The 23,039-nt window shown below is 62.8% G+C and carries 24 protein-coding genes and 1 riboswitch; of the genes, 9 read left to right on the top strand and 15 right to left on the bottom strand.

Features of this window, described 5'->3' with window-relative positions:
* Positions 1-180: 180 nt before the first annotated feature.
* Positions 181-287, top strand: a riboswitch (S-adenosyl-L-homocysteine riboswitch).
* Positions 288-308: 21 nt separating this feature from the next.
* The 5 genes from ahcY (at position 309) to BM416_RS22115 (ending at position 6,764) form a co-directional block, all read left to right on the top strand.
* The gene (ahcY, locus tag BM416_RS22135) at positions 309-1,718 is read left to right on the top strand and encodes an adenosylhomocysteinase (protein ID WP_092489461.1); all 1,410 of its coding nucleotides are present in this window, start codon (positions 309-311) and stop codon (positions 1,716-1,718) included.
* Between the two features lie 70 nt (positions 1,719-1,788).
* Entirely contained in the window at positions 1,789-2,634 is an 846-nt protein-coding gene (gene metF / locus BM416_RS22130; protein WP_092489478.1) for a methylenetetrahydrofolate reductase [NAD(P)H], read from the top strand.
* 84 nt (positions 2,635-2,718) lie between these two features.
* Positions 2,719-3,801 carry a hypothetical protein gene (locus BM416_RS22125; protein WP_092489460.1) on the top strand — a complete coding sequence of 361 codons (1,083 nt, stop codon included), beginning with the start codon at positions 2,719-2,721 and terminating at the stop codon, positions 3,799-3,801.
* 63 nt (positions 3,802-3,864) lie between these two features.
* Positions 3,865-4,656 (top strand): substrate-binding periplasmic protein, encoded by a 792-nt coding sequence (locus BM416_RS22120; RefSeq protein WP_092489459.1) that lies wholly within the window; start codon positions 3,865-3,867, stop codon positions 4,654-4,656.
* Positions 4,657-4,877: 221 nt separating this feature from the next.
* Positions 4,878-6,764: an RNA helicase RhlE2 gene (locus BM416_RS22115; protein WP_092489458.1), complete on the top strand. Its 1,887-nt coding sequence runs from the start codon at positions 4,878-4,880 to the stop codon at positions 6,762-6,764.
* A 164-nt stretch (positions 6,765-6,928) separates the two neighbouring features.
* On the opposite strand, the gene BM416_RS22110 is transcribed toward BM416_RS22115, so the two are convergent.
* Both BM416_RS22110 and BM416_RS22105 read right to left on the bottom strand, forming a co-directional pair.
* Positions 6,929-7,507: a YceI family protein gene (locus BM416_RS22110; protein WP_027606057.1), complete on the bottom strand. Its 579-nt coding sequence runs from the start codon at positions 7,505-7,507 to the stop codon at positions 6,929-6,931.
* Between the two features lie 32 nt (positions 7,508-7,539).
* Entirely contained in the window at positions 7,540-8,091 is a 552-nt protein-coding gene (locus BM416_RS22105) for a cytochrome b (RefSeq protein WP_092489457.1), read from the bottom strand.
* A 273-nt stretch (positions 8,092-8,364) separates the two neighbouring features.
* Between BM416_RS22105 and BM416_RS22100 the strand changes: the two genes are divergently transcribed.
* Positions 8,365-9,771, top strand: a complete 1,407-nt coding sequence (locus tag BM416_RS22100) for an adenosylmethionine--8-amino-7-oxononanoate transaminase (RefSeq protein WP_092489456.1) — start codon at positions 8,365-8,367, stop codon at positions 9,769-9,771.
* Positions 9,772-9,808: 37 nt separating this feature from the next.
* Positions 9,809-10,528 (top strand): 16S rRNA (uracil(1498)-N(3))-methyltransferase, encoded by a 720-nt coding sequence (locus BM416_RS22095; protein ID WP_027606060.1) that lies wholly within the window; start codon positions 9,809-9,811, stop codon positions 10,526-10,528.
* Between the two features lie 15 nt (positions 10,529-10,543).
* On the opposite strand, the gene BM416_RS22090 is transcribed toward BM416_RS22095, so the two are convergent.
* The 3 genes from BM416_RS22090 to BM416_RS22080 are packed head-to-tail and all read right to left on the bottom strand — an operon-like array spanning position 10,544 to position 13,080.
* Positions 10,544-11,446, bottom strand: a complete 903-nt coding sequence (locus BM416_RS22090) for a transporter substrate-binding domain-containing protein (protein ID WP_092489455.1) — start codon at positions 11,444-11,446, stop codon at positions 10,544-10,546.
* Positions 11,447-11,471: 25 nt separating this feature from the next.
* On the bottom strand, positions 11,472-11,822 hold the full coding sequence (locus BM416_RS22085; RefSeq protein WP_092489454.1) for a RidA family protein: 351 nt from the start codon (positions 11,820-11,822) through the stop codon (positions 11,472-11,474).
* A 10-nt stretch (positions 11,823-11,832) separates the two neighbouring features.
* A complete protein-coding gene (locus BM416_RS22080) occupies positions 11,833-13,080 on the bottom strand; it encodes a D-amino acid dehydrogenase (protein ID WP_092489453.1) in 1,248 nt (415 codons plus the stop codon).
* 109 nt (positions 13,081-13,189) lie between these two features.
* Here BM416_RS22080 and BM416_RS22075 point away from each other — a divergent pair, with 109 nt between their 5' ends.
* Positions 13,190-14,092, top strand: coding sequence for a LysR family transcriptional regulator (locus tag BM416_RS22075; protein ID WP_092489452.1), 903 nt, complete (start codon positions 13,190-13,192; stop codon positions 14,090-14,092).
* On the opposite strand, the gene BM416_RS22070 is transcribed toward BM416_RS22075, so the two are convergent.
* Entirely contained in the window at positions 14,087-14,704 is a 618-nt protein-coding gene (locus BM416_RS22070) for a PAQR family membrane homeostasis protein TrhA (protein ID WP_027606065.1), read from the bottom strand. The two genes, BM416_RS22075 and BM416_RS22070, sit on opposite strands and share 6 nt — an antisense overlap.
* A 144-nt stretch (positions 14,705-14,848) precedes the next feature.
* Between BM416_RS22070 and BM416_RS22065 the strand changes: the two genes are divergently transcribed.
* Entirely contained in the window at positions 14,849-15,769 is a 921-nt protein-coding gene (locus tag BM416_RS22065) for a LysR family transcriptional regulator (protein ID WP_065923829.1), read from the top strand.
* 19 nt (positions 15,770-15,788) lie between these two features.
* On the opposite strand, the gene madM is transcribed toward BM416_RS22065, so the two are convergent.
* From madM to mdcA, 9 genes are all read right to left on the bottom strand, one after another.
* On the bottom strand, positions 15,789-16,553 hold the full coding sequence (gene madM, locus BM416_RS22060; protein WP_027606067.1) for a malonate transporter subunit MadM: 765 nt from the start codon (positions 16,551-16,553) through the stop codon (positions 15,789-15,791).
* Between the two features lies 1 nt (position 16,554).
* Positions 16,555-16,959, bottom strand: a complete 405-nt coding sequence (gene madL / locus BM416_RS22055) for a malonate transporter subunit MadL (RefSeq protein ID WP_027606068.1) — start codon at positions 16,957-16,959, stop codon at positions 16,555-16,557.
* A gap of 67 nt (positions 16,960-17,026) precedes the next feature.
* Positions 17,027-17,926 (bottom strand): malonate decarboxylase subunit epsilon, encoded by a 900-nt coding sequence (gene mdcH, locus BM416_RS22050; protein WP_092489451.1) that lies wholly within the window; start codon positions 17,924-17,926, stop codon positions 17,027-17,029.
* Positions 17,923-18,519, bottom strand: coding sequence for a malonate decarboxylase holo-ACP synthase (locus tag BM416_RS22045; protein WP_092489450.1), 597 nt, complete (start codon positions 18,517-18,519; stop codon positions 17,923-17,925). The genes mdcH and BM416_RS22045 overlap by 4 nt, the downstream gene beginning before the upstream one ends.
* A complete protein-coding gene (gene mdcE, locus BM416_RS22040; protein WP_092489449.1) occupies positions 18,513-19,283 on the bottom strand; it encodes a biotin-independent malonate decarboxylase subunit gamma in 771 nt (256 codons plus the stop codon). Before mdcE ends, BM416_RS22045 begins: the two co-directional genes overlap by 7 nt.
* A complete protein-coding gene (locus BM416_RS22035) occupies positions 19,280-20,122 on the bottom strand; it encodes a biotin-independent malonate decarboxylase subunit beta (protein ID WP_092489448.1) in 843 nt (280 codons plus the stop codon). The genes mdcE and BM416_RS22035 overlap by 4 nt, the downstream gene beginning before the upstream one ends.
* Positions 20,115-20,414 (bottom strand): malonate decarboxylase subunit delta, encoded by a 300-nt coding sequence (locus tag BM416_RS22030; RefSeq protein ID WP_065923835.1) that lies wholly within the window; start codon positions 20,412-20,414, stop codon positions 20,115-20,117. Before BM416_RS22030 ends, BM416_RS22035 begins: the two co-directional genes overlap by 8 nt.
* Entirely contained in the window at positions 20,414-21,247 is an 834-nt protein-coding gene (locus tag BM416_RS22025) for a triphosphoribosyl-dephospho-CoA synthase (RefSeq protein ID WP_092489447.1), read from the bottom strand. Before BM416_RS22025 ends, BM416_RS22030 begins: the two co-directional genes overlap by 1 nt.
* The gene (mdcA, locus tag BM416_RS22020; RefSeq protein ID WP_092489446.1) at positions 21,248-22,915 is read right to left on the bottom strand and encodes a malonate decarboxylase subunit alpha; all 1,668 of its coding nucleotides are present in this window, start codon (positions 22,913-22,915) and stop codon (positions 21,248-21,250) included.
* Positions 22,916-23,039 lie beyond the last annotated feature (124 nt).

The following is a 23,039-nucleotide window of genomic DNA, read 5'->3' as shown; positions in this document are numbered from 1 at the left end:
TGCCGAATGATGGGCAACATCATGGCAGAGCCTGCCCCCAAGCTCTATGCGCCATTGCCTATCAACCCCATGTGCGATCTTCATATGGCCGACAGAAAGGCTTGGGAAGTGCCGCTTACACGGCTATAATCGCCCCGCTTCAAAACGGTCATCTTCAGTTGATACCGTTTCTCCCGCCACCTGTCCGAGGGGCGCTGCAGCAGGTTCAACCTGTCAGGCTCGGATGGGGCGTTGTCCGGCCTGGTTGCCCTGGCCTGATACTAAACGCACAACGGCGCCCATTCGCACACTACGAATGGAGGCTCTTCATGAGCGCTGTAATTACGCCTGCAGATTTCAACGACTACAAAGTCGCCGACATGTCCCTCGCCGCCTGGGGCCGTCGCGAAACCTTTATCGCCGAATCCGAAATGCCAGCCTTGATGGGCCTGCGTCGCAAGTACGCCGCCGAGCAACCGCTCAAAGGCGCGAAGATCCTCGGCTGCATCCACATGACCATCCAGACTGCCGTGCTGATCGAAACCCTGGTTGCCCTGGGTGCCGAAGTGCGTTGGTCGTCCTGCAACATCTTCTCGACTCAAGACCAGGCCGCTGCCGCCATCGCCGCTGCCGGTATCCCGGTATTCGCCTGGAAAGGCGAGACCGAAGAAGAGTACGAGTGGTGCCTGGAGCAAACCATCCTGAAAGATGGCTCGCCTTGGGATGCCAACATGATCCTCGACGACGGCGGCGACCTGACCGAGCTGCTGCACAAGAAGTACCCACAGATCCTCGACCGCGTCCACGGCGTGACCGAAGAAACCACCACCGGCGTACACCGCCTGCTGGACATGCTGGCCAAGGGCGAGCTGAAAATCCCGGCCATCAACGTCAACGACTCGGTGACCAAGAGCAAGAACGACAACAAGTACGGCTGCCGTCACAGCCTGAACGATGCCATCAAGCGCGGCACCGACCACCTGCTGTCGGGCAAGCAAGCCCTGGTGATCGGCTACGGTGACGTGGGCAAGGGTTCGTCCCAGTCCCTGCGCCAGGAAGGCATGATCGTCAAAGTCTCCGAAGTCGACCCGATCTGTGCCATGCAAGCCTGCATGGACGGTTTCGAAGTGGTTTCGCCGTTCATCGATGGCGTCAATGACGGCACCGAAGCCAGCATCGACAAGGCCCTGCTGGGCAAGATCGACCTGATCGTGACCACCACCGGTAACGTCAACGTCTGCGATGCCAACATGCTCAAGGCCCTGAAGAAGCGCGCCGTGGTGTGCAACATCGGTCACTTCGACAACGAGATCGACACCGCTTTCATGCGCAAGAACTGGGCGTGGGAAGAAGTGAAGCCGCAGGTACACAAGGTTCACCGTACCGGCGCTGGCGCTTTCGACCCACAGAACGACGACTACCTGATCCTGCTGGCTGAAGGCCGCCTGGTTAACCTGGGCAACGCCACCGGCCACCCAAGCCGCATCATGGACGGCTCGTTCGCCAACCAGGTACTGGCCCAGATCTTCCTGTTCGGCCAGAAATACGCCGACCTGTCGCCAGCCCAGAAAGCCGAGCGCCTGACCGTGGAAGTACTGCCGAAGAAACTCGACGAAGAAGTGGCCCTGGAAATGGTCCGCGGCTTCGGCGGCGTGGTGACTCAGCTGACCAAGACCCAGGCCGACTACATCGGCGTGACCGTCGAAGGTCCGTTCAAGCCGCACGCTTACCGCTACTGATCGGCTTGGCTGCCCGCCCCTTCAGGGGCGGGTTCGCCTTACAGGCTTTCGAGTTCCCAAGGGTATGACCATGTCCCAAGACCGTCGCTACAGCTTCGAGTTCTTCCCCACCAAGACCGATGCTGGGCATGAAAAACTAATGGCGACTGCCAAGCAGTTGGCCACTTACCACCCCGACTTTTTCTCCTGCACCTACGGCGCCGGCGGCTCGACCCGCGATCGTACGATCAACACCGTCTTGCAGCTTGAAAGCGAAGTCAAAATTCCCGCCGCTCCGCATTTGTCCTGCGTGGGCGACAGCAAGGCCGACCTGCGCGGCCTGCTCACTCAATACAAGGCTGCAGGCATCAAGCGCATCGTTGCCCTGCGTGGCGACTTGCCGTCCGGCATGGGCATGGCCAGCGGTGAGCTGCGCTACGCCAATGACCTGGTGAGCTTCATTCGCGAAGAAAGCGGCGATCACTTCCATATCGAAGTGGCCGCTTACCCGGAGATGCACCCCCAGGCGCGCAATTTCGAAGACGATCTGCAGAATTTCGTCCGCAAGGCCAACGCCGGCGCCGACAGCGCGATCACTCAGTACTTCTTCAACGCCGACAGCTACTTCTACTTCGTCGAGCGTGTACGCGCCATGGGTGTGAACATCCCGATCGTGCCGGGCATCATGCCGATCACCAACTACAGCAAGCTGGCGCGCTTCTCCGACGCCTGCGGTGCTGAGATCCCACGTTGGGTGCGCAAGCAACTGGAAGCCTATGGCGACGACGTCAAGAGCATCCAGGCGTTCGGCGAACAGGTGATCAGCAATATGTGTGAAGAATTGTTGCAAGGTGGCGCGCCAGGCCTGCACTTCTATACCCTGAACCAGGCTGAACCCAGCCTCGCGATCTGGAACAACCTTAAACTGCCACGTTAGGCCGGTTTAATCGCTGTACCCAGCCCTCGTTATCACGGGGGCTTTTTTCGTCTACATACCCCCTGGAAAGGAAGCCTGCAGTACATGAATACAGCGTCCCCGACTCCCCGCCCGCAGCTGGTGTACCTGGTATTCGGCGCCGAGACTTATCATCAGGAAGCCGTATTCAGCATCGCCAGCGCCCTGGCCCACCTGGGCGGTCACCAGGACATGCCATTGGACATCCAGGTGTTCAGCGACAATCCGGCCCCCTATCGCGGCTTGCCGGTACAGGTTCACACCCTGGACGACGCCACGCGCAGACGCTGGAGCGAGCCCCACGGCTACCATTTCCGCACCAAGCACGTGCTGTTGCGCCAGGTGCTGGAAACAGCGGAACGGGCGCTGTTGATCGACACCGATACCTTTTTCCACGACTCGCCCATGGCGCTGTTCGAACGCGTCGCGCCCGGCACCGTGCTGTGCAATGCCTTCCACGCCAAGTACGGCGACAACCGCGAAAGCGTGCTGTATGAAGCCCTGGCCAGGCACCTTGAAGACAAAGGCCTGGCCGACGACGACATGTGGCTGCTCAACTCCGGCGTCATGGGCCTGACCCGGCAAGACGCGCACATCCTTGATCGCTCGATCGAGTTGATGGACGAGCTGTTCCCGATGGCCCACGGTGCCTACACCCTGGAAGAGTTCTGCCTGTCGGTGGCCGCGTACCGTTCGCTCAACGTACGCCAGTGCCCCGACCTGATCCACCACTACTGGAGCCGCAAGCAATTGTTCCGGGCCAAGGTCAAGGCGTGGGTCACCAAGCACGCCGCGGACCCCATCTGCGCCCAGGCCCTGGCCGACACCCGCAATGTGTCTGCCCACCTGCCCCGCCCGCCGCGATTGCAACGCTTGATGTACAAGCTGATCACCCTGGCCTTGCCCAAACGCAAGCAGCAGTTCATCCGCGAAATTCTCTACGGCTGCTACGAGCACGAAAATGAATTCGACCAGGCCTGTGGCCCGGTTTGGTGGGACAAGGCTTTGCAGAATCAGGAAGAGCGGCAAAAAAGCCCGGTCGATGCGCACCAGCTCGAGCATTGGTTCGCCAACCCAGTGGTGCGCCTGATTCTGGGCGAGCGACGTGCAGCCATCTATGAACACCTGATGACCTCACCGACAAAATAGCGTCGCCCGCAGATGGGTGTGCCAGCGCTTCTCTTTAGCGCACGGGCGTCGTAACCTCGGGGCATGCCCGTCATTCTGAAGCTGTTGACCGTTGCGCTTTTTACTTGCTTGAGCCTCGCCGCTTATGGCGAGAAATTACGCATTGTCACCGAGCCCTGGGCGCCTTACGTGTATGAGGAACACGGCGCCATGCGCGGGCTGGACTACGAAACCACGGTGATCGTGTTCCAGCGCCTGGGGGTCGAGGTGCAATGGCAGTTCCTGCCCTGGAAGCGCTGTCTGGCCATGCTCGATCAGGGCCATGCCGATGGCGCACTGGATATTTTCCACAGCCACGAACGCGACGCCCTGCTGCTGTACCCCAGCGAACCGTTGTCGGAAGTGGAATTCGTAATGTTCTACGCCAACGAGCGCCCTCACCCGGTCCAAGGCCTCGACGAGCTGGACGGCCTCACTGTCGGCACGTCGCCAGGCTATCTGTACGGCGCGCCATTCAGCGACTCCACCCGGTTCAGCCGCGAGCCGGCCCCCAGCCACGAGGCCAACTTCGGTAAATTGCTGCTGGGACGCATCGACCTGGTGATCACCGACCGCCGGGTCGGCCAGCATGTGATCACGACGCTGGGCCTGGAGGGCAAGGTCAGCCAGGCCCCCGTCGTGGTCAGCCGCCAGCAGCAGTACCTCGCCGTACGCCGTGGCGCGGGGATGGACCTGCTGGTGCAACGCTTTGCCGCCGAACTCAAGCGTTTCAAACAGGAACCGGCCTACGCCGCCTTAAGCGCCAAATATGGTGGAATCCAAGCCAAAACAGCGTCCGGACACACCGTTGAGCAGCAGGAAAGCGGCGCACAGTGATTGCTCTGTTATACTCCGGCCTTTCCGCCAGGCTTACGCCCGGCCGCTGAGGTCCTGAAAAAGGCACCCAACCCCGCTACTGCGCAGCTTTCAGCCCGCGCGAGCCGGTGGAGTGCCCGCCAGACGCAGCAGGACCGGACGGGATTGCGCTCCCCTAAGCGCCATTCACGCCCGGCAAGATTATCCCTCTGGGCCAAGCCCTAACTAAAACAGGATTACTCATGTCCTTTGCTTCCCTCGGTCTCTCCGAGGCTTTAGTCCGCGCCATCGAGGCAGCGGGCTATACCGAGCCTACTCCGGTGCAACAGCGGGCTATTCCCGCCGTGTTGCAAGGTCGCGATCTGATGGTTGCGGCTCAGACAGGTACGGGTAAAACCGGCGGCTTCGCCCTCCCGATTCTGGAGCGGTTGTTCCCCAACGGTCATCCGGACAAATCCCAGCGTCACGGCCCGCGCCAACCGCGCGTACTGGTCCTGACCCCTACCCGCGAACTCGCCGCCCAGGTGCACGACAGCTTCAAGCTGTATGCCCGCGACCTGAAGTTCGTCAGCGCCTGCATCTTCGGCGGCGTCGGCATGAACCCACAGGTTCAGGCCATGTCCCGTGGCGTTGACGTGCTGGTGGCGTGCCCCGGTCGCTTGCTCGACCTGTGCGGCCAAGGCAGCGTCGATTTGTCCCACGTGGAAATCCTCGTGCTGGACGAAGCCGACCGCATGCTCGACATGGGCTTTGTCCATGACGTGAAGAAGGTCCTCGCCCGCCTGCCGGCCAAACGTCAGAACCTGCTGTTTTCGGCAACGTTCTCCAACGACATCACCGCCCTGGCCGGCAAGCTGCTGCACAACCCGGAACGCATCGAAGTCACGCCGCCGAACACCACGGTCGAGCGTATCGAGCAACGCGTATTCCGCCTGGCCGCCAGCCACAAGCGTTCATTGCTGGCGCACCTGATCACCGCCGGCGCCTGGGAACAGGTGCTGGTGTTCACCCGCACCAAGCACGGCGCCAATCGCCTGGCCGAGTACCTGGACAAGCACGGCCTCACCGCCGTCGCCATCCACGGCAACAAGAGCCAGAACGCACGCACCAAGGCCCTGGCCGACTTCAAGGCCGGTGAAGTGCGCATCCTGGTGGCCACCGATATCGCCGCCCGCGGCCTGGACATCGACCAGTTGCCACACGTGGTCAACTTCGAGCTGCCAAACGTCGACGAAGACTACGTGCACCGTATCGGCCGTACCGGCCGTGCCGGTCGTTCGGGTGAAGCCATTTCCCTGGTTGCCCCGGACGAAGAGAAACTGCTGAAAAGCATCGAACGCATGACCAAGCAGAAAATCGCCGATGGCGACCTGATGGGCTTCGATGCCAGCGCCGTTGAGGCCGAAAAGCCTGAAGTGCGCGAGCGTCCGGACGTGCGTAACCCACGCAATCCACGCGGTCCGAAGGGCGATGGCCCGAACGGCGGCGGTGGTGGCGGTGGTCGTCGCGACAAGGGCAAGGACAAGGGCGGCAAGGAAAAAGCGCCAACCAACGGCCGTGGCGAACGCCCGGCCCGTGAGCAGAAGCCCCGTGAAGGCACCCCGGCCCGCGAACAGCGCCAGCCGAGCCAGCCCCCACGTGCCGCAGCCGACCGCGCCCCGGACGAATTCCTCGACGACGACGTGGACAACTTCGGTAACCGCGTGGACTACGTGCCCCAGGCCAAACCGGCCCAGGGCCGCGGCCGTCGTCCAGGTGCTCCGGCACAGGGCGCAGGCGCCGGCGCTCCACGTGGCGGCCAGCCCCAGGGCGGTCGTCAGAACGGCCCGCGCAACAGCAGCGGCGGCACGACCGGCACCCCGCCGGCCAAGCGCAGCGGCCCGCGTAACGGTGCACCGCGTGACGGCCAGGCGCGTCGCGAAGACTCGCGCAGCAACAACCGCCGCCCGGCCCGTGACGACCAGCCGCGTTTGTCCGAGCCAGCCGTGCAGAACCCGCGCGGTGGCCCGGCGCCGAAGATCATCCACAAGGAGTCGAAAGCCGACCGCTTCCCGACACCCGAGCAGTTGGATCAACTGCCAGGCCGTCCGCGTGGTGAAAAACCGGCATTGCTGACCCGCAACCGCTGAGTTTCAAAGCGCCATGAAAAATGCCTCGCATCGAAAGATGCGGGGCATTTTTTATCTCCTCCCGACACGTTCTCTGGGATGAGCGAGCTCGCTCACCACAGGAAATAAGCGCAGGCCAAAAAAAACCGGATCCTGAGATCCGGTTTTTTGTGTGCGGACAGAAATTACTTCTGCTTGACGCCTTCCAGCGAGATGTCCAGGTCGACAGTCTGGGAAGTCGGGCCTGGGCCCTTGATGCCGAAGTCATTCAGGTTCAGCGTGGTCTTGGCGTTGAAGCCGGCACGTTCGCCGCCCCATGGATCCTTGCCTTCACCGTTGAACGTGGCCTTGAAGGTCACAGGCTTGGTCACGCCGTGGAAGGTCAGGTCGCCGGTCACATCAGCGGTTTTCTCGCCGGTGGATTTAACCGCAGTGGAGACGAACTTGGCATCGGCGAACTTGCCGACATCCAGGAAGTCCTTGCTGGCGATGTGCTTGTCACGTTCGGCGTGGTTGGACCACAGGCTGGCAGTTTTCACGTCGACCGCGATTTTGCTGGCTTCAGGCTTGGCGGCATCCCAGCTGAAGGTACCATCCCAGTCCTTGAAGGTACCGTGGATGTAGCTGTAGCCCAGGTGGCTGATTTTCCAGTCGATGAAGGCGTGCTGGCCTTCCTTGTCGATCTTGTAGTCGGCAGCCATCACCTGACCTGCAGACAGCAGCGCTGTACCGATTGCCAGAGCGGCGAGGGTCTTTTTCAACATGCTTTCTATTCCTTGTGAGTCGAGGTTGAACATCAGGCTTTGCGCCCCAGCATTCGCGTGAGGGTCGCATCACGGTCGATAAAGTGGTGTTTCAACGCAGCCACGCCGTGCAAGCCGGCGAAGACCACCAACACCCAGGCGAGGTACAGGTGCACCACGCCGGCTGTGTCTGCCTGGTCCGGTAGACCGGAAACCACGGCAGGAATTTCGAACAGGCCAAACACCGGGATACCGACACCGTCTGCGGTGGAAATCAGGTAACCGGCGATCATCACGGCAAACAGCCCGAGATAAAGGAACGCGTGGCCAAACGCGGCACCGATACGGGTCAAGCGACTGTAACTGGCCAGCGGCGGAGGCGGTGGGCTGATCAGGCGCCAGACAATACGCACCAGCATGATGGCGAACAGCGTGATGCCGATGCTCTTGTGCAGGTCCGGTGCTTCTTTGCGCCAGGCGCTGTAATAGTCCAAACCCACCATCCACAAGCCCAGGGCGAACAGGCCGAACACCACCAGGGCCACGCCCCAGTGCAAAACCATACTGACCCAGCCGTAACGGGCCGGTGAGTTACTTAGCTGCATGTACTTAATCCCGTAAGAGCTGCGCCCAAGACTAGCGATTTACCTATCGAATTAAAGCGGAAAATTTCGCTTTGAAATATCGAGAAATGTGATCTTGAGGGTATGAACAGTAAATTAACCAAGGATTAAGAACTATCCAGAAGAAACGTGACAGTCCGTCCTGTGTTTACTGCCAATTCACGCGTTATGGGTTGTGACACCGCCGCCCATTGCATAGGCTTGCGCGATTGTTTCACCTGCGCCGCTCGCAGGACCGCTTCGAGGAGATCACCGATGGGCTTGAACAACCAGTGGATGCAACGCGACCTCGCGGTGCTGTGGCATCCCTGCACCCAGATGAAAGACCACCAGCAACTGCCGCTGATCCCGATCAAGCGCGGGGAGGGCGTCTGGCTGGAAGACTTCGAAGGCAAGCGCTACCTCGACGCCGTCAGCTCCTGGTGGGTCAACGTGTTCGGCCACGCCAACCCGCGCATCAACCAGCGCATCAAGGACCAGGTCGACCAGCTGGAACACGTGATCCTCGCCGGTTTCAGCCACCAGCCGGTGATCGAGCTGTCCGAGCGCCTGGTCAAGATGACCCCCGAGGGCCTGACCCGCTGCTTCTATGCCGATAACGGTTCGTCGTGCATTGAAGTCGCGCTGAAGATGAGCTTTCACTATTGGCTCAACCGTGGCCTGCCAAACAAAAAACGCTTCGTCACCCTGACCAACAGCTACCACGGCGAAACCATCGCCGCGATGTCGGTGGGCGACGTGCCGCTGTTTACCGAGACCTACAAGGCGCTGCTGCTGGACACCCTCAAGGTGCCGAGCCCGGATTGCTACCTGCGCCCCGAGGGCATGAGCTGGGAAGAACACTCGCGCACGATGTTCCTGGCCATGGAACAGACCCTGGCCGAGCACCACGACAGCGTCGCCGCCGTGATCGTCGAGCCGCTGATCCAGGGTGCTGGCGGCATGCGCATGTACCACCCGGTGTACCTCAAGCTGCTACGCGAGGCCTGCGACCGCTATGGCGTGCACCTGATCCACGATGAAATCGCCGTGGGCTTCGGCCGCACCGGGACCATGTTCGCCTGTGAACAGGCCGGCATCCGCCCGGACTTCCTGTGCTTGTCCAAGGCCCTGACTGGCGGCTACCTGCCGTTGGCCGCCGTGGTCACCACCGATGACGTCTATGACGCGTTCTACGACGACTACCCGACCCTGCGCGCCTTCCTGCACTCCCACAGCTACACCGGCAACCCGCTGGCGTGCGCGGCGGCCCTGGCGACCCTGGATATTTTCGAAGAAGACAACGTCATCGAAAACAACAAGGCCCTGGCCCGGCGCATGACCACGGCAACGGCGCACCTGGTCGACCATCCGCACGTCTCGGAAGTACGCCAGACCGGCATGGTGCTGGCCATCGAGATGGTCCAGGACAAGGCCACCAAGACCGCCTACCCGTGGCAGGAGCGCCGTGGTCTCAAGGTGTTCGAACACGCCCTGGAACGCGGTGCGTTGTTGCGGCCGTTGGGCAGCGTGGTGTATTTCCTGCCGCCCTATGTGATTACACCGGAGCAGATCGACTTCCTCGCCGAAGTCGCCAGCGAAGGCATCGATATCGCCACCAACAGCAAAGTCAGCGTGGCGGTGCCGAAGGATTTCCACCCTGGTTTCCGCGATCCGGGTTGATTGCCGGCACACCTACACCTTTTTCCAGAGAACCGACATGAGACTGTCCCGCTTTTTCACCGACACCCCGCTGAGCCTCGGCGATCACGAACTGCCCGAAGCCCAGGCGCACTACATCAGCCGCGTGCTGCGCATGGGCGAAGGTGACGCCGTGCAATTGTTCGACGGCTCCGGCCAGGAATTCCTGGGCAGCCTGCTGGAAGTCGGGAAGAAACGCGTCACCGTGCAACTGACGGAAAGCTTCGCCGGCCAGGCCGAATCGCCGCTGCACATCCACCTCGGCCAGGGCCTGTCCCGGGGCGAGCGCATGGACTGGGCGATCCAGAAAGCCACCGAGCTGGGTGTCAACGCCATCACGCCGATCTTCAGCGACCGCTGCGAAGTGCGCCTGAAGGACGAACGCGCCGACAAACGCCTGCTGCACTGGCGCCAGGTGGCGATCAGCGCGTGCGAGCAGTGCGGGCGTTCGACGGTGCCGGTGATTCACCCGCCGTTGCTGCTGGCGGACTGGTTGAAGCAGGTCGAGGCCGACCTGAAACTGGTGCTGCACCCGGTGGCCGAGCCGCTGGTCAGCCATGCCAAGCCTGCGAGCCTGGCGTTTCTGATCGGCCCGGAGGGCGGGCTGACCGACAACGAAGTCGACACCGCCCAAGGCGCTGGCTTCCACGCCGCCCGCCTCGGCCCGCGCGTGTTGCGCACCGAGACTGCACCCGTCGTCGCGTTGGCGGTTGCCCAACAACTCTGGGGCGACTTCTAAATGTGGGAGGGGTGATCAGTCCACCGGATCGCTGACCGGCTTGGCAATGATCGCCTTCAACTCACTGGTCATCGGGAATTCCAGGTTCAAGCCCTTGGGCGGGATCGGCTGTTCAAACCAGCGCTGGTAAATCCCGTTGATCTCCCCCGAGCGGTACAAGTCGCCCAGGGTCTCGTTGACCACCGCAAGAAACTGCGGATCATCCTTGCGCACCATGCAGCTGTAGATCTCCCGCGACTGCTCCTCGCCCACCACCACCCAGTTGTGTGGGTCCTTGGCCTTGGCACGTTCGCCGTAGAGCAATGCATCGTCCATATAGAACGCGGCCGCGCGGCCTGTCTCGAGCATCTTGAACGCCTCGCCGTGGTCCTTGGCGCTGATCACGAACATATTGCTCTTGTGCTCGGCGTTGTAGCTCTTTAGAAAACGCTCGTTGGTGGTGCCGGCGGTAGTCACCACGTTCTTGCCCGCCAGGTCGGCGAAGCCCTTGATGCCACTGTTCTTAGCCGTCAGCAACTGGCCTTTCACGTAAATAAACCCGTAGGAAAATGCCACCTGTTTCTGCCGCTCGGCCGTGACGCCAGTGGAGCCGCATTCCAGGTCGACGGTGCCGTTCTGCACCAGCGGAATCCGCGTTTGAGAGGTCACCAGGTTGTACTTCACCTTCAGGTCAGCCACCCCGGTTTTCTGCTGGATACGCTCGACGATCTTGCTGGCCAGGTCCACCGAATAGCCCATCGGCTTACCGGTGTGATCCCCCACGTAGGAAAACGGCACCGACGCATCGCGATAGCCCAGGGTGATGGACTTGGCGCTGGCGATCTTGCCCAGCGTACCGTCCAGCGGCGCCTGGTTGGCATGGGCGTGTACTCCCAGCAAAAGGCCCAGGGTGCAGCCGGTCAACAGGATTTTTTTCATTGTTATTCTCCGTTGGTCTTTGACGTTATTTTCGTATCGCAATCACGCTGATTTCCACCAGCACGCTCGGCCGCGCCAGCTCCGCCTGCAAGGTGGTGCGTGTCGGCGCCATACCGGGCGATAGCCAGGCGGCCCATACCTCATTCATCGGCGCGAAACCGCTGCCGATGTCTTTCAAGTAAATGGTCGCATTGAGCAAATGATCCTTGTCACTGCCGGCCTGGGCCAGCAGCGCATCGATCCTGGCCAGCACTTCGCGGGTCTGCGTCGCTACATCCAGGCCTTCGCCGGGCACCTGGCCCGAAAGGAATACCAGATCCTTGAACGTGACGGCTCCGGACAGTCGGTCATTGCTGCTGATTCGGTTGATGGTCATGGGTCAATCCTCACGCGGCGCGGGGTGCCAGGCCCTGCATATCTATGGAAGGTAGGTGGTGGCCGATCAGCTCGGCCAGCAATTGGCCGCTGCCGCACGCCAGGGTAAAGCCGAGGGCGCCGTGGCCCAGGTTCAGCCACAGGTTGCGATACACGCTGGGGCCAATCAGCGGCACACCGGTCGGAGTGGCCGGACGCATACCGGCCCATTCCACAGCATTGGCATAGTCGCCAGCCGTAGGAAATGTCTCGACCGCCTGGCGTTTCATCAGCGCCAGGCGCTTGGGCTCAAGGCTGGCGTCAAAGCCGACGATATCCACCATGGCCGCCACCCGCAGCTGTTCGCCGATACGTGCGTAAACCATCTTGCGGTCGTAGTCGGTGATGCTCACATTCGGCGCCTGATGCTGTGCGCCAATCGGCACGCTGAGGCTATAGCCCTTGAGTGGATACAGTGGCAGTGACACGCCGGGCAATGCCAACTCGGCGCTGCGATGGCCGGCCGCCAGCACCAAGTGTTCCACCGGCATCACTTCGCCGCCCAGCTCGATGACCTGTACCGCGCCGTCGGCATGGCGAATCCTGGTGACCTTGCGCCCCAGCAGAAAGGTGCAGCGCCCCGACGCTTCAAGGCGTGCCGCCAGCTGTTGGCAGAAGGCATGACAGTCCGCCACTTCTTCATTGGGCGTATAGATACCACCGACAAACTCACCCGCCACCTGCGCCAGCGCCGGCTCCAGCCGCGCACAATCCAGCGCCGACAGCACCTGTTGTTGCAGGATGTCGGTGACCTTGCTGCGCGCACGCTCAAAGGTGTCGGCATTGCGAAAGGTCACCAGCTTGCCGTTACGCCGCCAGTTGAACGTGTCCAGGCGATCGTCGACGCGCCATTGCTGCAAGGTGTTTTGGCTCAGGCTCGCCAGGCGCAGCAAGTGGGCGGCGTTGCGCTTGTTCACCGAGCCACGGCAGGCGCCGATGAAAGCGGCCATCCAGCGCCATTGTCGGGGGTCCAGGCGTGGGCGCAACTTCAGTGGCGAGTCACCGCGCAGCAGCCAGCCAATCGCCTGTAACGGCACCCCTGCATCCGCCAGCGGTGCGACGTAGCGGTAGGACAATTGCCCGCCATTGGCGAAACTGGTTTCGCTGCCCACGGTGTCACGCGCGTCGATCACCGTCACTTCATGACCTGCACGTACCAACGCGTAGGCACTCGCCAGGCCGATAACGCCACCGCCAATGATGCAAACCTGCCTGGCCATTCACCACCCCCAGCCCTTGATCCAAGAAAGCCCCAGGGTAGGTGCAGGTGACAGGCCGCCGACAATGAATAAAGATGGGGCACCTATAAACAAAGGTTATGGACCTGCCATGCGCTTGCGTCATATCGAAATCTTCCAGGCCATCCGCCAGACGGGCTCCATCAGCGCCGCCGCGCAGTTGCTGCATGTCTCCCAACCGGCGGTGACCAAGGTGTTGCAACATGCCGAGTTACAATTGGGCTTCCCGCTGTTTTTGCGGGTACGCGGCAAATTGCAGCCCACGCCCGAAGCCCTGGCGCTGGAAAGTGAAGTCGAAAAAGTCACCGCGAGCCTGCAAGGCGTGCGGCGCCTGGCCAAGAGCCTGCGCCGCGCCCCGGGGCAAAGTGTGCGGATTGGCGCAATCCCGGCATTGGCGCTGTCGCTGCTGCCCCCGGCGATCCTGGAATGGAAGCGCGACTACCCGGACATCGCCTGCGAGCTGTCCAGCGACCATAGCCGCGAGCTGGTGCAAAAACTGTTGATGCGCGAAATCGACCTGGCACTGACCCTCAGCTTCTCCGGCCATCCCGGGTTGACCACACAAGTGCTGGCCAACGGTGTGTTGGTGGCCCTGGCGTCGAAAAACTACTGGCCGGACGCTGAACTGCATCAAGCCCTGCCCCTGACAGACCTGGCGGGAGCACCGTTGATTGGCCTGTCCAGCGCCGACCCACTGGCGGCGAAGCTCGACAACTACCTGGAGAGCGTCGACCCGCCGCCTCGGGTGACGATCTCGGTGCAAACCTATTCCCTGGCACGGGCGATGGTGGAGTCCGGCGCCGGCTTGACGGTCATCGACCCCTTTACCGCCCTCGGCGCATCGACGGCGACCACCCGCATCCGCACGCTTACACCGCCGCTGCCGATCACCCTCTATGCCCTGACCCGTGCCGATGAACCGCCGCCGCATATGCTGGCCAACCTGCTACAGATCTTCGGCAACCGGGCTCGGGAGCTGCTGGAGCGCCTATAACACGTAGTGCATGATCGCCACGAAATGCAGCAGGCTGCCGCCGATCACAAACAAATGCCAGATCCCATGGGAATGTCGCAGGCGATCCTCCAGGGCAAAGAAGATGATGCCGACGGTGTACAGCACCCCGCCCGCCGCCAGCCAGATAAACCCGGCGGTGCCCAGCGCGGCGATCAGTGGCTTGACCGCCACCAGCACGATCCAGCCCATCACCGCGTAGATCACGATGGACAGGATGCGCGCCTCGGAACGCGGCTTGATCTCTTGCAGGATGCCGATCACCGCCAGCCCCCACACGATGCCGAACAGCGTCCAGCCCCACGGGCCTCTCAGCGTCACCAGGCAAAACGGCGTGTAGCTGCCGGCGATCAGCAGGTAGATCGAAAAGTGATCGACCTTCTGCATGATCTCTTTTCGCCGCCCCTGCACGCTGTGGTACACGGTCGACGCGCTGTACAGCACCATCAGCGTAAAACCATAAATCGCCACGCTGACGATTTTCCAGGGGCTGCCGTCCAGGCTCGCCACCACCAACATCCACACGGCGCCAATACACGCCGCGACTGCACCGAGCAAATGGCTCCAGGCGTTGAATCGTTCCCCGTGATACATCTGTCACTGACCTCCTGTAGCCGCTGGAACTGGCTGGCAAGCGTCCAGCCTTGTGCATAAGAGTGCAAGCGACTTGTGACGTTCCGAGGACGCCGCCGGGTTTTGCGGGCACAATCGGACGCATTCGAACAAGAGCCCACGGCCATGCTGATCGACGAAGAATTCACCCTCAAGAAGCTGGAAATCTTCCTGGCATTCATGCGCACCGGCAACCTGGCCCGCGCCGCCGCCGAGCTGCAAACCAGCAACGTCAGCGTGCACCGCGCCATCCACTCGCTGGAAAATGCCTTGCGCTGCCCGCTGTTCAAACACGAGGGCCGCAACCTCACGCCGCTGGAAAGCGCCTACGTGCTGGAAGAACGCGCACAGAAACTGATCGCCGATGTAGTCGACAGCGTACGCCTGACCCGCGAAGCCGCCGGTTTCTCCGCCGAACGCTTCAAGCTCGGCTCGCTGTATTCGCTGACGGTCAAGACCGTGCCGCAATTGATCATGGGCCTGAAGATCAGGCGCAGCGAACTCAATATCGACCTGATCCTCGGCTCCAATTTCGACCTGCTGTACAAGCTCAAGAACATGGAAGTCGACGCAATCCTCATCTCCCTCGACGAACACGCCAACGACCCCGACTGCGAACAGATCGAGCTGTTCTGCGACGACATCTTCCTCGCCACCCCCGCCGACTCACCCTTCGACCGCGCCCAGGAAATCGACCTGGCCGACGTTCGCGACGCCACCTTCATCACCCTCACCCAAGGCTTCGCCACCCACCAGGATGGCAACCGGGTGTTCAAGCAGGCGGGGTTCGAGCCGAAGGTGGCGATGCAGGTCAATGATATCTTCACACTGCTGAGCATGGTCAGTTCGGGGGTGGGTTATGCGTTGCTGCCAGGAAGGATCGCGGCGGTGTACGAGAACCGCGTGAAGCTGATACCGCTGCAACCCAGGTATCGGTTGCAGCAGCATATCGGGGTGGTGTTCCTGAAGGCCAAGGAGCGTGATCCGAATTTACTGGCGTTGTTGGCGGAGTGTCGGATGTATGCCAATCGGCAGGGAACAGCCTGACACTCCGCAACCCCCAAGGTCAGCCCACCAACCCACGCACAATGAAGTACAGCAACGAAGGACCAAGCAAACACCCAAGCCCGGTATGGAACGTCGCCGTCAACGCGCCATACGGCACCAAGCGCCGATCCGTCGCCGCCAGCCCTGCCGTCACGCCGCTCACGGTGCCGGCCAGGCCACCGAACACCATCGCCGAACGCGGGTTGTCCAAGCCCATCCAACGCGCCGCCACCGGTGTGCCGACCATCACCAGGATCGCCTTGATCAGCCCGGTCGCGATGGACAGCGCCATCACATCCGAAGTCGCGCCAATCGCCGCACCGGTCACCGGGCCGACGATGTAGGTCACGGCACCCGCGCCGATGGTGGTCATGCTGATCGCGTCGCGATAGCCAAACACCCAGGCCATGCTGGCGCCAACGATAAACGGCAGGATCGTGCCCAGCAGCAGCGCAATCACACCGATCATCCCGGCCTTGCGCGCTTCGGTGGCCTGTACCTCGAACGCCGTGGCAACGATGGCGAAGTCGCGCAGCATCGCGCCGCCCATCAGGCCGATGCCGGAGAACAGTGCCAGATCGGCCAGGCCTTTTTGCCCGCCGGTAAGGGTGCCGCCGACCCAGGCCAGGACCAGGCCGATGACGATGGCAATCGCCGAGCCGTGGATGCGCCCGAACGTCAGGCGCTTGGACAGCACCACGGAAATCCACATCACCACGCCAACAAACGCAAACGCGGTGATCAGGCCGTTATGTTCCAAACCTTTTTCGATGAGATCCCACATATCAGCGACCTCCCGCAGGCACGATCAGCGGCTCTTCGGCGGGCAGAGGCTCGCCCTTGTGCGTACGGCTGATCAAGGCGATGGTGCAACCACAGACCACCACCGAACCAATCGCCGCCAGCACCGCGACCGGGCCGCCGTGCAGGGCGGTCACGACGTTCTGCTGCGCGGCCATTGCCACCACCACGGGAATGTACATGGCGCCCCAAAAGCCCACGCCCATCTCGCACTCCTTGGTCATGCCGCCGCGTTTTTGCATCCACAGGCGGGCGCAGATCAGCAGGATCATGGCGATCCCCACTCCGCCCACGTTGGATTTGACGCCCAGCAACACGCCGAGCATGTCACCCATGATCACGCCTGCCAGCGTGCAGATCGCCAGCAATGCCACACCGTAAATAATCATTGTTGTTGTCCTCGAAGTGCTCGATCGAAATTGTTGTTTTTGTGCTTCGACAGCCTTGGGTGGTGCTTTATCGGTGGCGGCGCTCCTCCTCTTCCAGCAGGGCCTGCAAGGTATCCAGGCGTGCGCTTTCGCAGGCGATCACGGTGCCTTGTTCGAACACGCGGCGTGACAGGCCGGTGAGCACGGCGCCCGGGGGCAGTTCGATTTGCAGGCGCACCCCGCGCTCGTAGGCGCCTTGCACGGTGCCGCGCCAGTCAACGACGCGGCACATGTTGAAGGCCAGGTCGTCGCGCAGGTGTTCGGGGTGGTGGATCGGCCGCGCGCGGGTGCTGCTCAGGTAGGTGATGCGCGGCGCCTTGAGCGGGACAAATGCCTGGGCCAGGGCCTCGGCCGGTTGCGCCAGCAGCGCGCAATGGGACGGCACACTGACGGCCAGGCGCTTGGCGATGCCGTTGCCCTTGATGCGCGCGGCGACACGCTTCATGGCCTCGTCGCTGCCGGCGATCACGCTTTGGTTATCGGCGTTGATATTGGCCAGGTACACCGGGGTTTCAGGGCTGTGGATGTCGGCGAGGAGTGTTTCGACGGTGGATAACTCCACGCCGATGATCGCGGTCATGCCGTAGCCGTGTGGATAAGCGTTTTGCATCAGTTGGCCGCGCAGGCTGACCAGCTTTACCGCATCGGCAAAATCCAGGGCCCCGGCGATGACCGCAGCCGGGTAGGCGCCGATGGACAGGCCCGCGACGTAATCCGGGCTGCGGTTCAAGAGGTTGGCGTGGGCGACGCCGGCGATCAACAGGCACAACTGCACGGCGCGGGTATTGGCCAGGGCTTGCGCGGAATCGAGCAGGCGCACGTCTTCGCCCAGGGCATCGCTGGCTTCTGCCAGCACAGGTTCGGGCAGCGACTGGAGCATGCCTGGTCGCTGGGCACCCTGCCCCGGAAACACCAGGAGGCTGCTCATGCCACGGCCTGCCAGGGATCGTCGACCAGGTGCGCGCCGCTGATGGTTTTCAACAGCACGCGACGTGATCCACCAGCCCATTCGCGCAAGGCCACGGCGCCGAACGGGGTTTGCAGTTGCAGGTCCACAGGGCACACCGCCGTGTCCAGGCTCGCCAGCAGGTCCTCGGCATCGCTGCGTTCAAGGCGCTTGGGCGTACGCAGGATCAAATCCAGATCACTCTGGGCATGCAGTGCTTCGATGCCAGTGGCCAATTCAAAGCCTGCGCTACCGCTGACGCCCCATGCCTCGTGCACCAGCACCGAACGCAATTGAGCAAGCGCTTGCAGTGCGGGTACGTCCCGTAGCGAAACCACGTCGCGCAGGGCTTCCGGTGCAACACGCCGCTGCACCGCCGCCAACGGCATCTCGGCGGCGAAACGCTGCTCACGCAAACGCCCGCGCACGCCGACCGCCACATGCCCCAGAGCGGCAATGGCGCGGCGCACCACCACGGGATGGCCGGCGCCGAGCGCTTCGAGCACCCAGGTCGGAGCATCGGCGGGCGCATGCGCCGGGGTCATGCCCCAGAGCAAGTCGTGGGCGTTCACCATTGTTCCCGCAGCAGTTGGCGAACCTGGCTGGACGCTGCGCGATTAGTCGCGCCGAGGCGTCCGCGCAGATCGGCGCTGCCGACGTCCTTGATCGCATTCACCAGGCAATCGCTGACCCGTGCTACATCGTCCGCCGTGGGTTGTTCAATCCGGTTCACCGACAAGGTCTCCCAGAGCAAACCGAGGCTGGCATAACTGTCGATGTCATAGGCCATGGGCGGCACGCTGGCGGCCAGGGCTTCCAGCTCTTCGACGCTGCGCAGGGTCACTCGCGCGGCCGAGGCCTTGCCCATGGCGTGCACCATCACACCGGGGTCGCGCAGGGCAATCAGGCGGTTGGCCTGGTAGCCATGGGCGAGGAACGCACCGGACATGGCCTTGCCCACCAGCAGAGCAATCACCGGGTGCCCGGCCAGGCGCGCGCGGGCATAACTGTCGGCGGCAGCGGCCAGGGCCTGATGGATGCCGAGGGCTTCTTCGCGACGGCCGTAGGCCTGGCTGGGCACATCGACGATGGCGATGATCGGGCGCTTGTCACCCCGGGCGATGGCTTCATCGACGGCCTTGGCCAAACCCCAGCCCTCCAACAAACCGACTTCGCCATTGCGCGCCCGAGGGAAGCGGTTTTGCGCGTCGGTAACCACGGCGACAAAGCGCACCTGTTGCTCACCCAATACACCGTCGGCCACCCTCAGCGACGCCGGCAAATCGTCTACACCTGGAGCGCCGGCGCTCAATGCGTTGAACCACTGCAAGCCTCTCATGAGCGTTCTCCCTGATACAGCTCGCGCACCGTCGCCGGGTCGATTTGCGCTACGGCGTCCAACTCGGCCAAACGTGCGAGGTAATCATCAGCCTGGCGACTGCGCTGTTGTGCGGGCAGGCCCTGCTGCAACAACGCGCTGACAGTCTGCTGGATCTGCGCCGCATCGTCGGCCACGTAACGGTCGGCCAGGCCGCTGTTGAAACGTTGCTCGCCGCCCGTGAGGCTCCAGATAAAGGGACGGTCGCGGGAGTCGTACTCTTCCAGCCCGGCCTCCTGTTCGATCACCTGCGGACCGTTCAGCCCCAGGCGCGCTTCGCGGGTGACGACGAGGTAACTGCACAGCCCGGCCGCGATGGACATGCCACCGAAACAGCCAACGCTGCCCGCCACCACACCGATCACCGGCTGGTACTGGCGCAGGTCGACAATCGCCGCGTGTATATCGGCAATCGCGGCCAGGCCGAGGTTGGCTTCCTGCAAGCGCACGCCGCCGGTTTCCAACAGCAGCACGGCGCGGGTCGGGATGCCCTTGCGGTTGTCTTCGGCGGCCAGTTCCAGGGCGCCGGCGATTTTTGCGCCGCCCACTTCACCGAGGCTGCCGCCCTGGAAGTTACCTTCAATGGCCGCAATCACCACAGGCAAGTCGCCGATGCTGCCCTTGGCGATCACCACCCCGTCATCGGCCTGGGGCACCACCCCCTGGCGGCTGAGCCAGGGCGACATGACCCTCTGGAACGGGTCGATCAGTTCGCGAAAGGTGCCGGCATCCAACAAGGCCTTGGCCCGCTGCCGCGCACCCAGTTCCACGAAGCTGTGTTTAGCCAGCAAGTCAGTCATGGCCGATCTCCTCGAAACCCTGCTCCAGGCGCAAACGCACCACGCCGGGGGTGGCGCCGAAATCGTGGATATCAATGTTCAGGGCCGGTGGCGTCTGCTCCTGGAAGATGCGTTCGAACAGGTGCTGCCAGCGTTGTTCGGCGCCATTTACCGAGGTCTGTACCTGGATGGTCAACGTGCCGGCCGTGCCCGGTTCCAGCAGCACTTCCAGGTCGCCCGAGCCGACGCAACCCACCAGCGCGCGGCCTGTTGGCGGCTGCCCGGCGGGGAATTCAAAGGATAAGGTTTCCATCACAACGCTCCGTCGAGGCGGTCGATAAACAGGCAGGCGGCCAACAGGTCGGCGGCGCCACCGGGGGAGGCATTCAGGGCCAAGAGCTGGTTGTCCAGTTCGTGCAGGCTGCGGCGCCCGGCCAGGGTGGCGCTGCCGCCAGCGTCGAGCACCGCTTGGGCGCCGTGTTGCATTGCCTGCAGGCCTGCGGTGCCGGCGCGATAGAGCACACAGGTGTCGGCCAGCTCGGTCATGATCGCGAGCAAGGCGTCCAGGCGCGCGTTCTGTTCACCGACGTTCTGGCGGCGGCTCTGGCGCAGTTGCGGCAGACCGCGTTGGGTCACGGCGGGGAAGCCCAATTGCGCTTCTTCACGGGCACCGCGTGCGCCGTAGCGTTGCGCGACCTGGGCACCGTGGCTCATCGACTGGGGCGCGTAACGGTCGTTGAGCAGGGCCAGTCTGGCGGCGTTCAGCGTTATGGCTCGCGGTTCCAGGGCAGCCGCTGCGGTCAGCAGGCCGAGGGCCCAGATCGCGCCGCGATGGGTGTTCACGCCGTGGGTGGTGACGAGCATCGCCTGCTCACCTTCGCGCCCGATACGGCCGAGGGCTTCGCGCAGTGGCAAGCCGACTTCACCGAATTCAAGCGCCGCCTCGGCCATCGCCTTGAACATCGGCCACAGCGACAGCGCCGAAGCGTGCATCAGCCCCAGGTGCAGATCACTGTGGGCGCCGTTGCCGCGGCGATCCACCAGGGCGGGCTTGGGCGACAGGTCGGCTTCATCGATCAGCGCATCGACGGCCATATCCGCCAGGCGATCCGCGAGACTGAGTTCGTGCAGTTTAAGGGCGCGCATTTACCAGCTCCTGAATTTGGCGGGCGGGTTGTACAGGCCACCGGACCACTCCACCAGGTCGGCCACGCTCTTGGCGGCCAATAACTCGCGGGTGGCGTCGGTGCGGCGGATGCCCAAATCTTCGGGCAAGGCGATCAGGCCTTCGCGGCGCATGCGCGCGGTGTCCTTGGGGTTGTGGCGCATGCCGATGGCGGTCACCCCGGCGACGGCGGCGATCATCGCCTGGCGCTCTTCCAGGGACCGCGCCTTGTACAGGTAGGCGATGCCTTCTTCGGTGAGCAGGTGGGTGACGTCGTCACTGTAGATCATGATCGGCGCCAGGGGCATGCCGCTTTTGCGCGCCACTTCCACGGCGTCGAGGGTGTCGACGAAGGTGGGCTTGCCGCCTTCCTGGAAGGTCTCGACCATCTGCACCACGAGCTTTTTGCCGCGTTCCAGCAGCGCTTCCGGCGCGTCGCCGTGGCGCATGTCCAGCCATGCCGGCGTGCCGTGACGACGACCGCGCGGGTCGTGGCCCATGTTCGGCGCCCCACCGAAACCGGCGAGGCGGCCACGGGTCACGGTGCTGGAATGACCGTCGCCGTCGACTTGCAGGGTCGCACCGATAAACAGGTCCACCGCGTATTGGCCGGCCAGTTGGCAGAACATCCGGTTGGAGCGCATCGAACCGTCACGGCCGGTGAAGAACACATCCGGGCGCGCGGCGATGTAGTTTTCCATGCCCAGTTCGGTGCCGAAACAATGCACGCTGTCCACCCAGCCGCTTTCGATGGCGGGGATCAGCGTGGGGTGCGGGTTGAGGGTCCAGTTGCGGCAGATCTTGCCCTTCAGGCCCAGGGATTCGCCGTAGGTGGGCAGGATCAATTCGATGGCGGCGGTGTTGAAACCGATGCCGTGGTTGAGCGACTGCACATTGTGTTTTTCGTAGATGCCACGGATCGCCATCATCGCCATCAACACATGCACGGGTTTGATATGGCGCGGGTCGCGGGTGAAAAGCGGCTCGATGTAGAACGGCTTGTCGGCCACCACCACAAAATCCACCCAACTGGCGGGGATGTCGACGCGCGGCAAGTCGGTGACGTCATCCACCAACTGGTTGACCTGCACGATCACGATGCCATCGCTGAAGGCGGCGGGTTCGATCAGCGCGGGAGTGTCTTCGGTGCTGGCGCCGGTGTAGATATTGCCGGCACGGTCGGCCATGAAACCGGCGGAAAGTACGACGTTGGGGATCAGGTCCACCACCAGTCGTGCGTAGAGTTCGATGTAGGTATGGATCGCACCGATTTCCAGCAGGCCGTCTTCGAGCAATTGGCTGATGCGCAGGGATTGGGTGCCGGCGAAGGAAAAGTCCAGCTTGCGCGCGATGCCCTTTTCAAACAGGTCCAGGTGCTCGGACCGCCCGACGCTGGGCATGATCATGTGCAAATCGTGGAGTTTGGCCGGGTCAGCCTTGGCCAGGGAGCGCGAGAGGAAGTCGGCTTGCTTCTGGTTGTTGCCTTCCAGCACCACGCGGTCGCCGGGGAGGATCAGCGCCTCAAGCGCTTCGACGATCCTGTCGCTGGGCAACACCGCCCCGTCTGCGATTTTTTTGACCTGCCCAAGCCGCCGCTGCTTCTCGTCGCGCCGCCGCGTCCAGCGCGAGTCGGGGGTTGTTGTTGTCATGGTCGCTCCACGGGTTTGCTGTCGTGGGCTGTACCTTAGGAGTGATTCAGGGGGCCATCAATCAAGCTGGGCGGCGGATCGTTACGGTTGGAGTAATGGAGCATCAGCAAACGCTGAGCCGAGC

This window comes from Pseudomonas sp. NFACC42-2, from assembly GCF_900116055.1.
Classification (GTDB): Bacteria; Pseudomonadota; Gammaproteobacteria; order Pseudomonadales; family Pseudomonadaceae; genus Aquipseudomonas; species Aquipseudomonas marginalis.
Note: the sequence above shows the minus strand (reverse complement) of the source record. Positions and strands in the feature narration are given on the sequence as shown.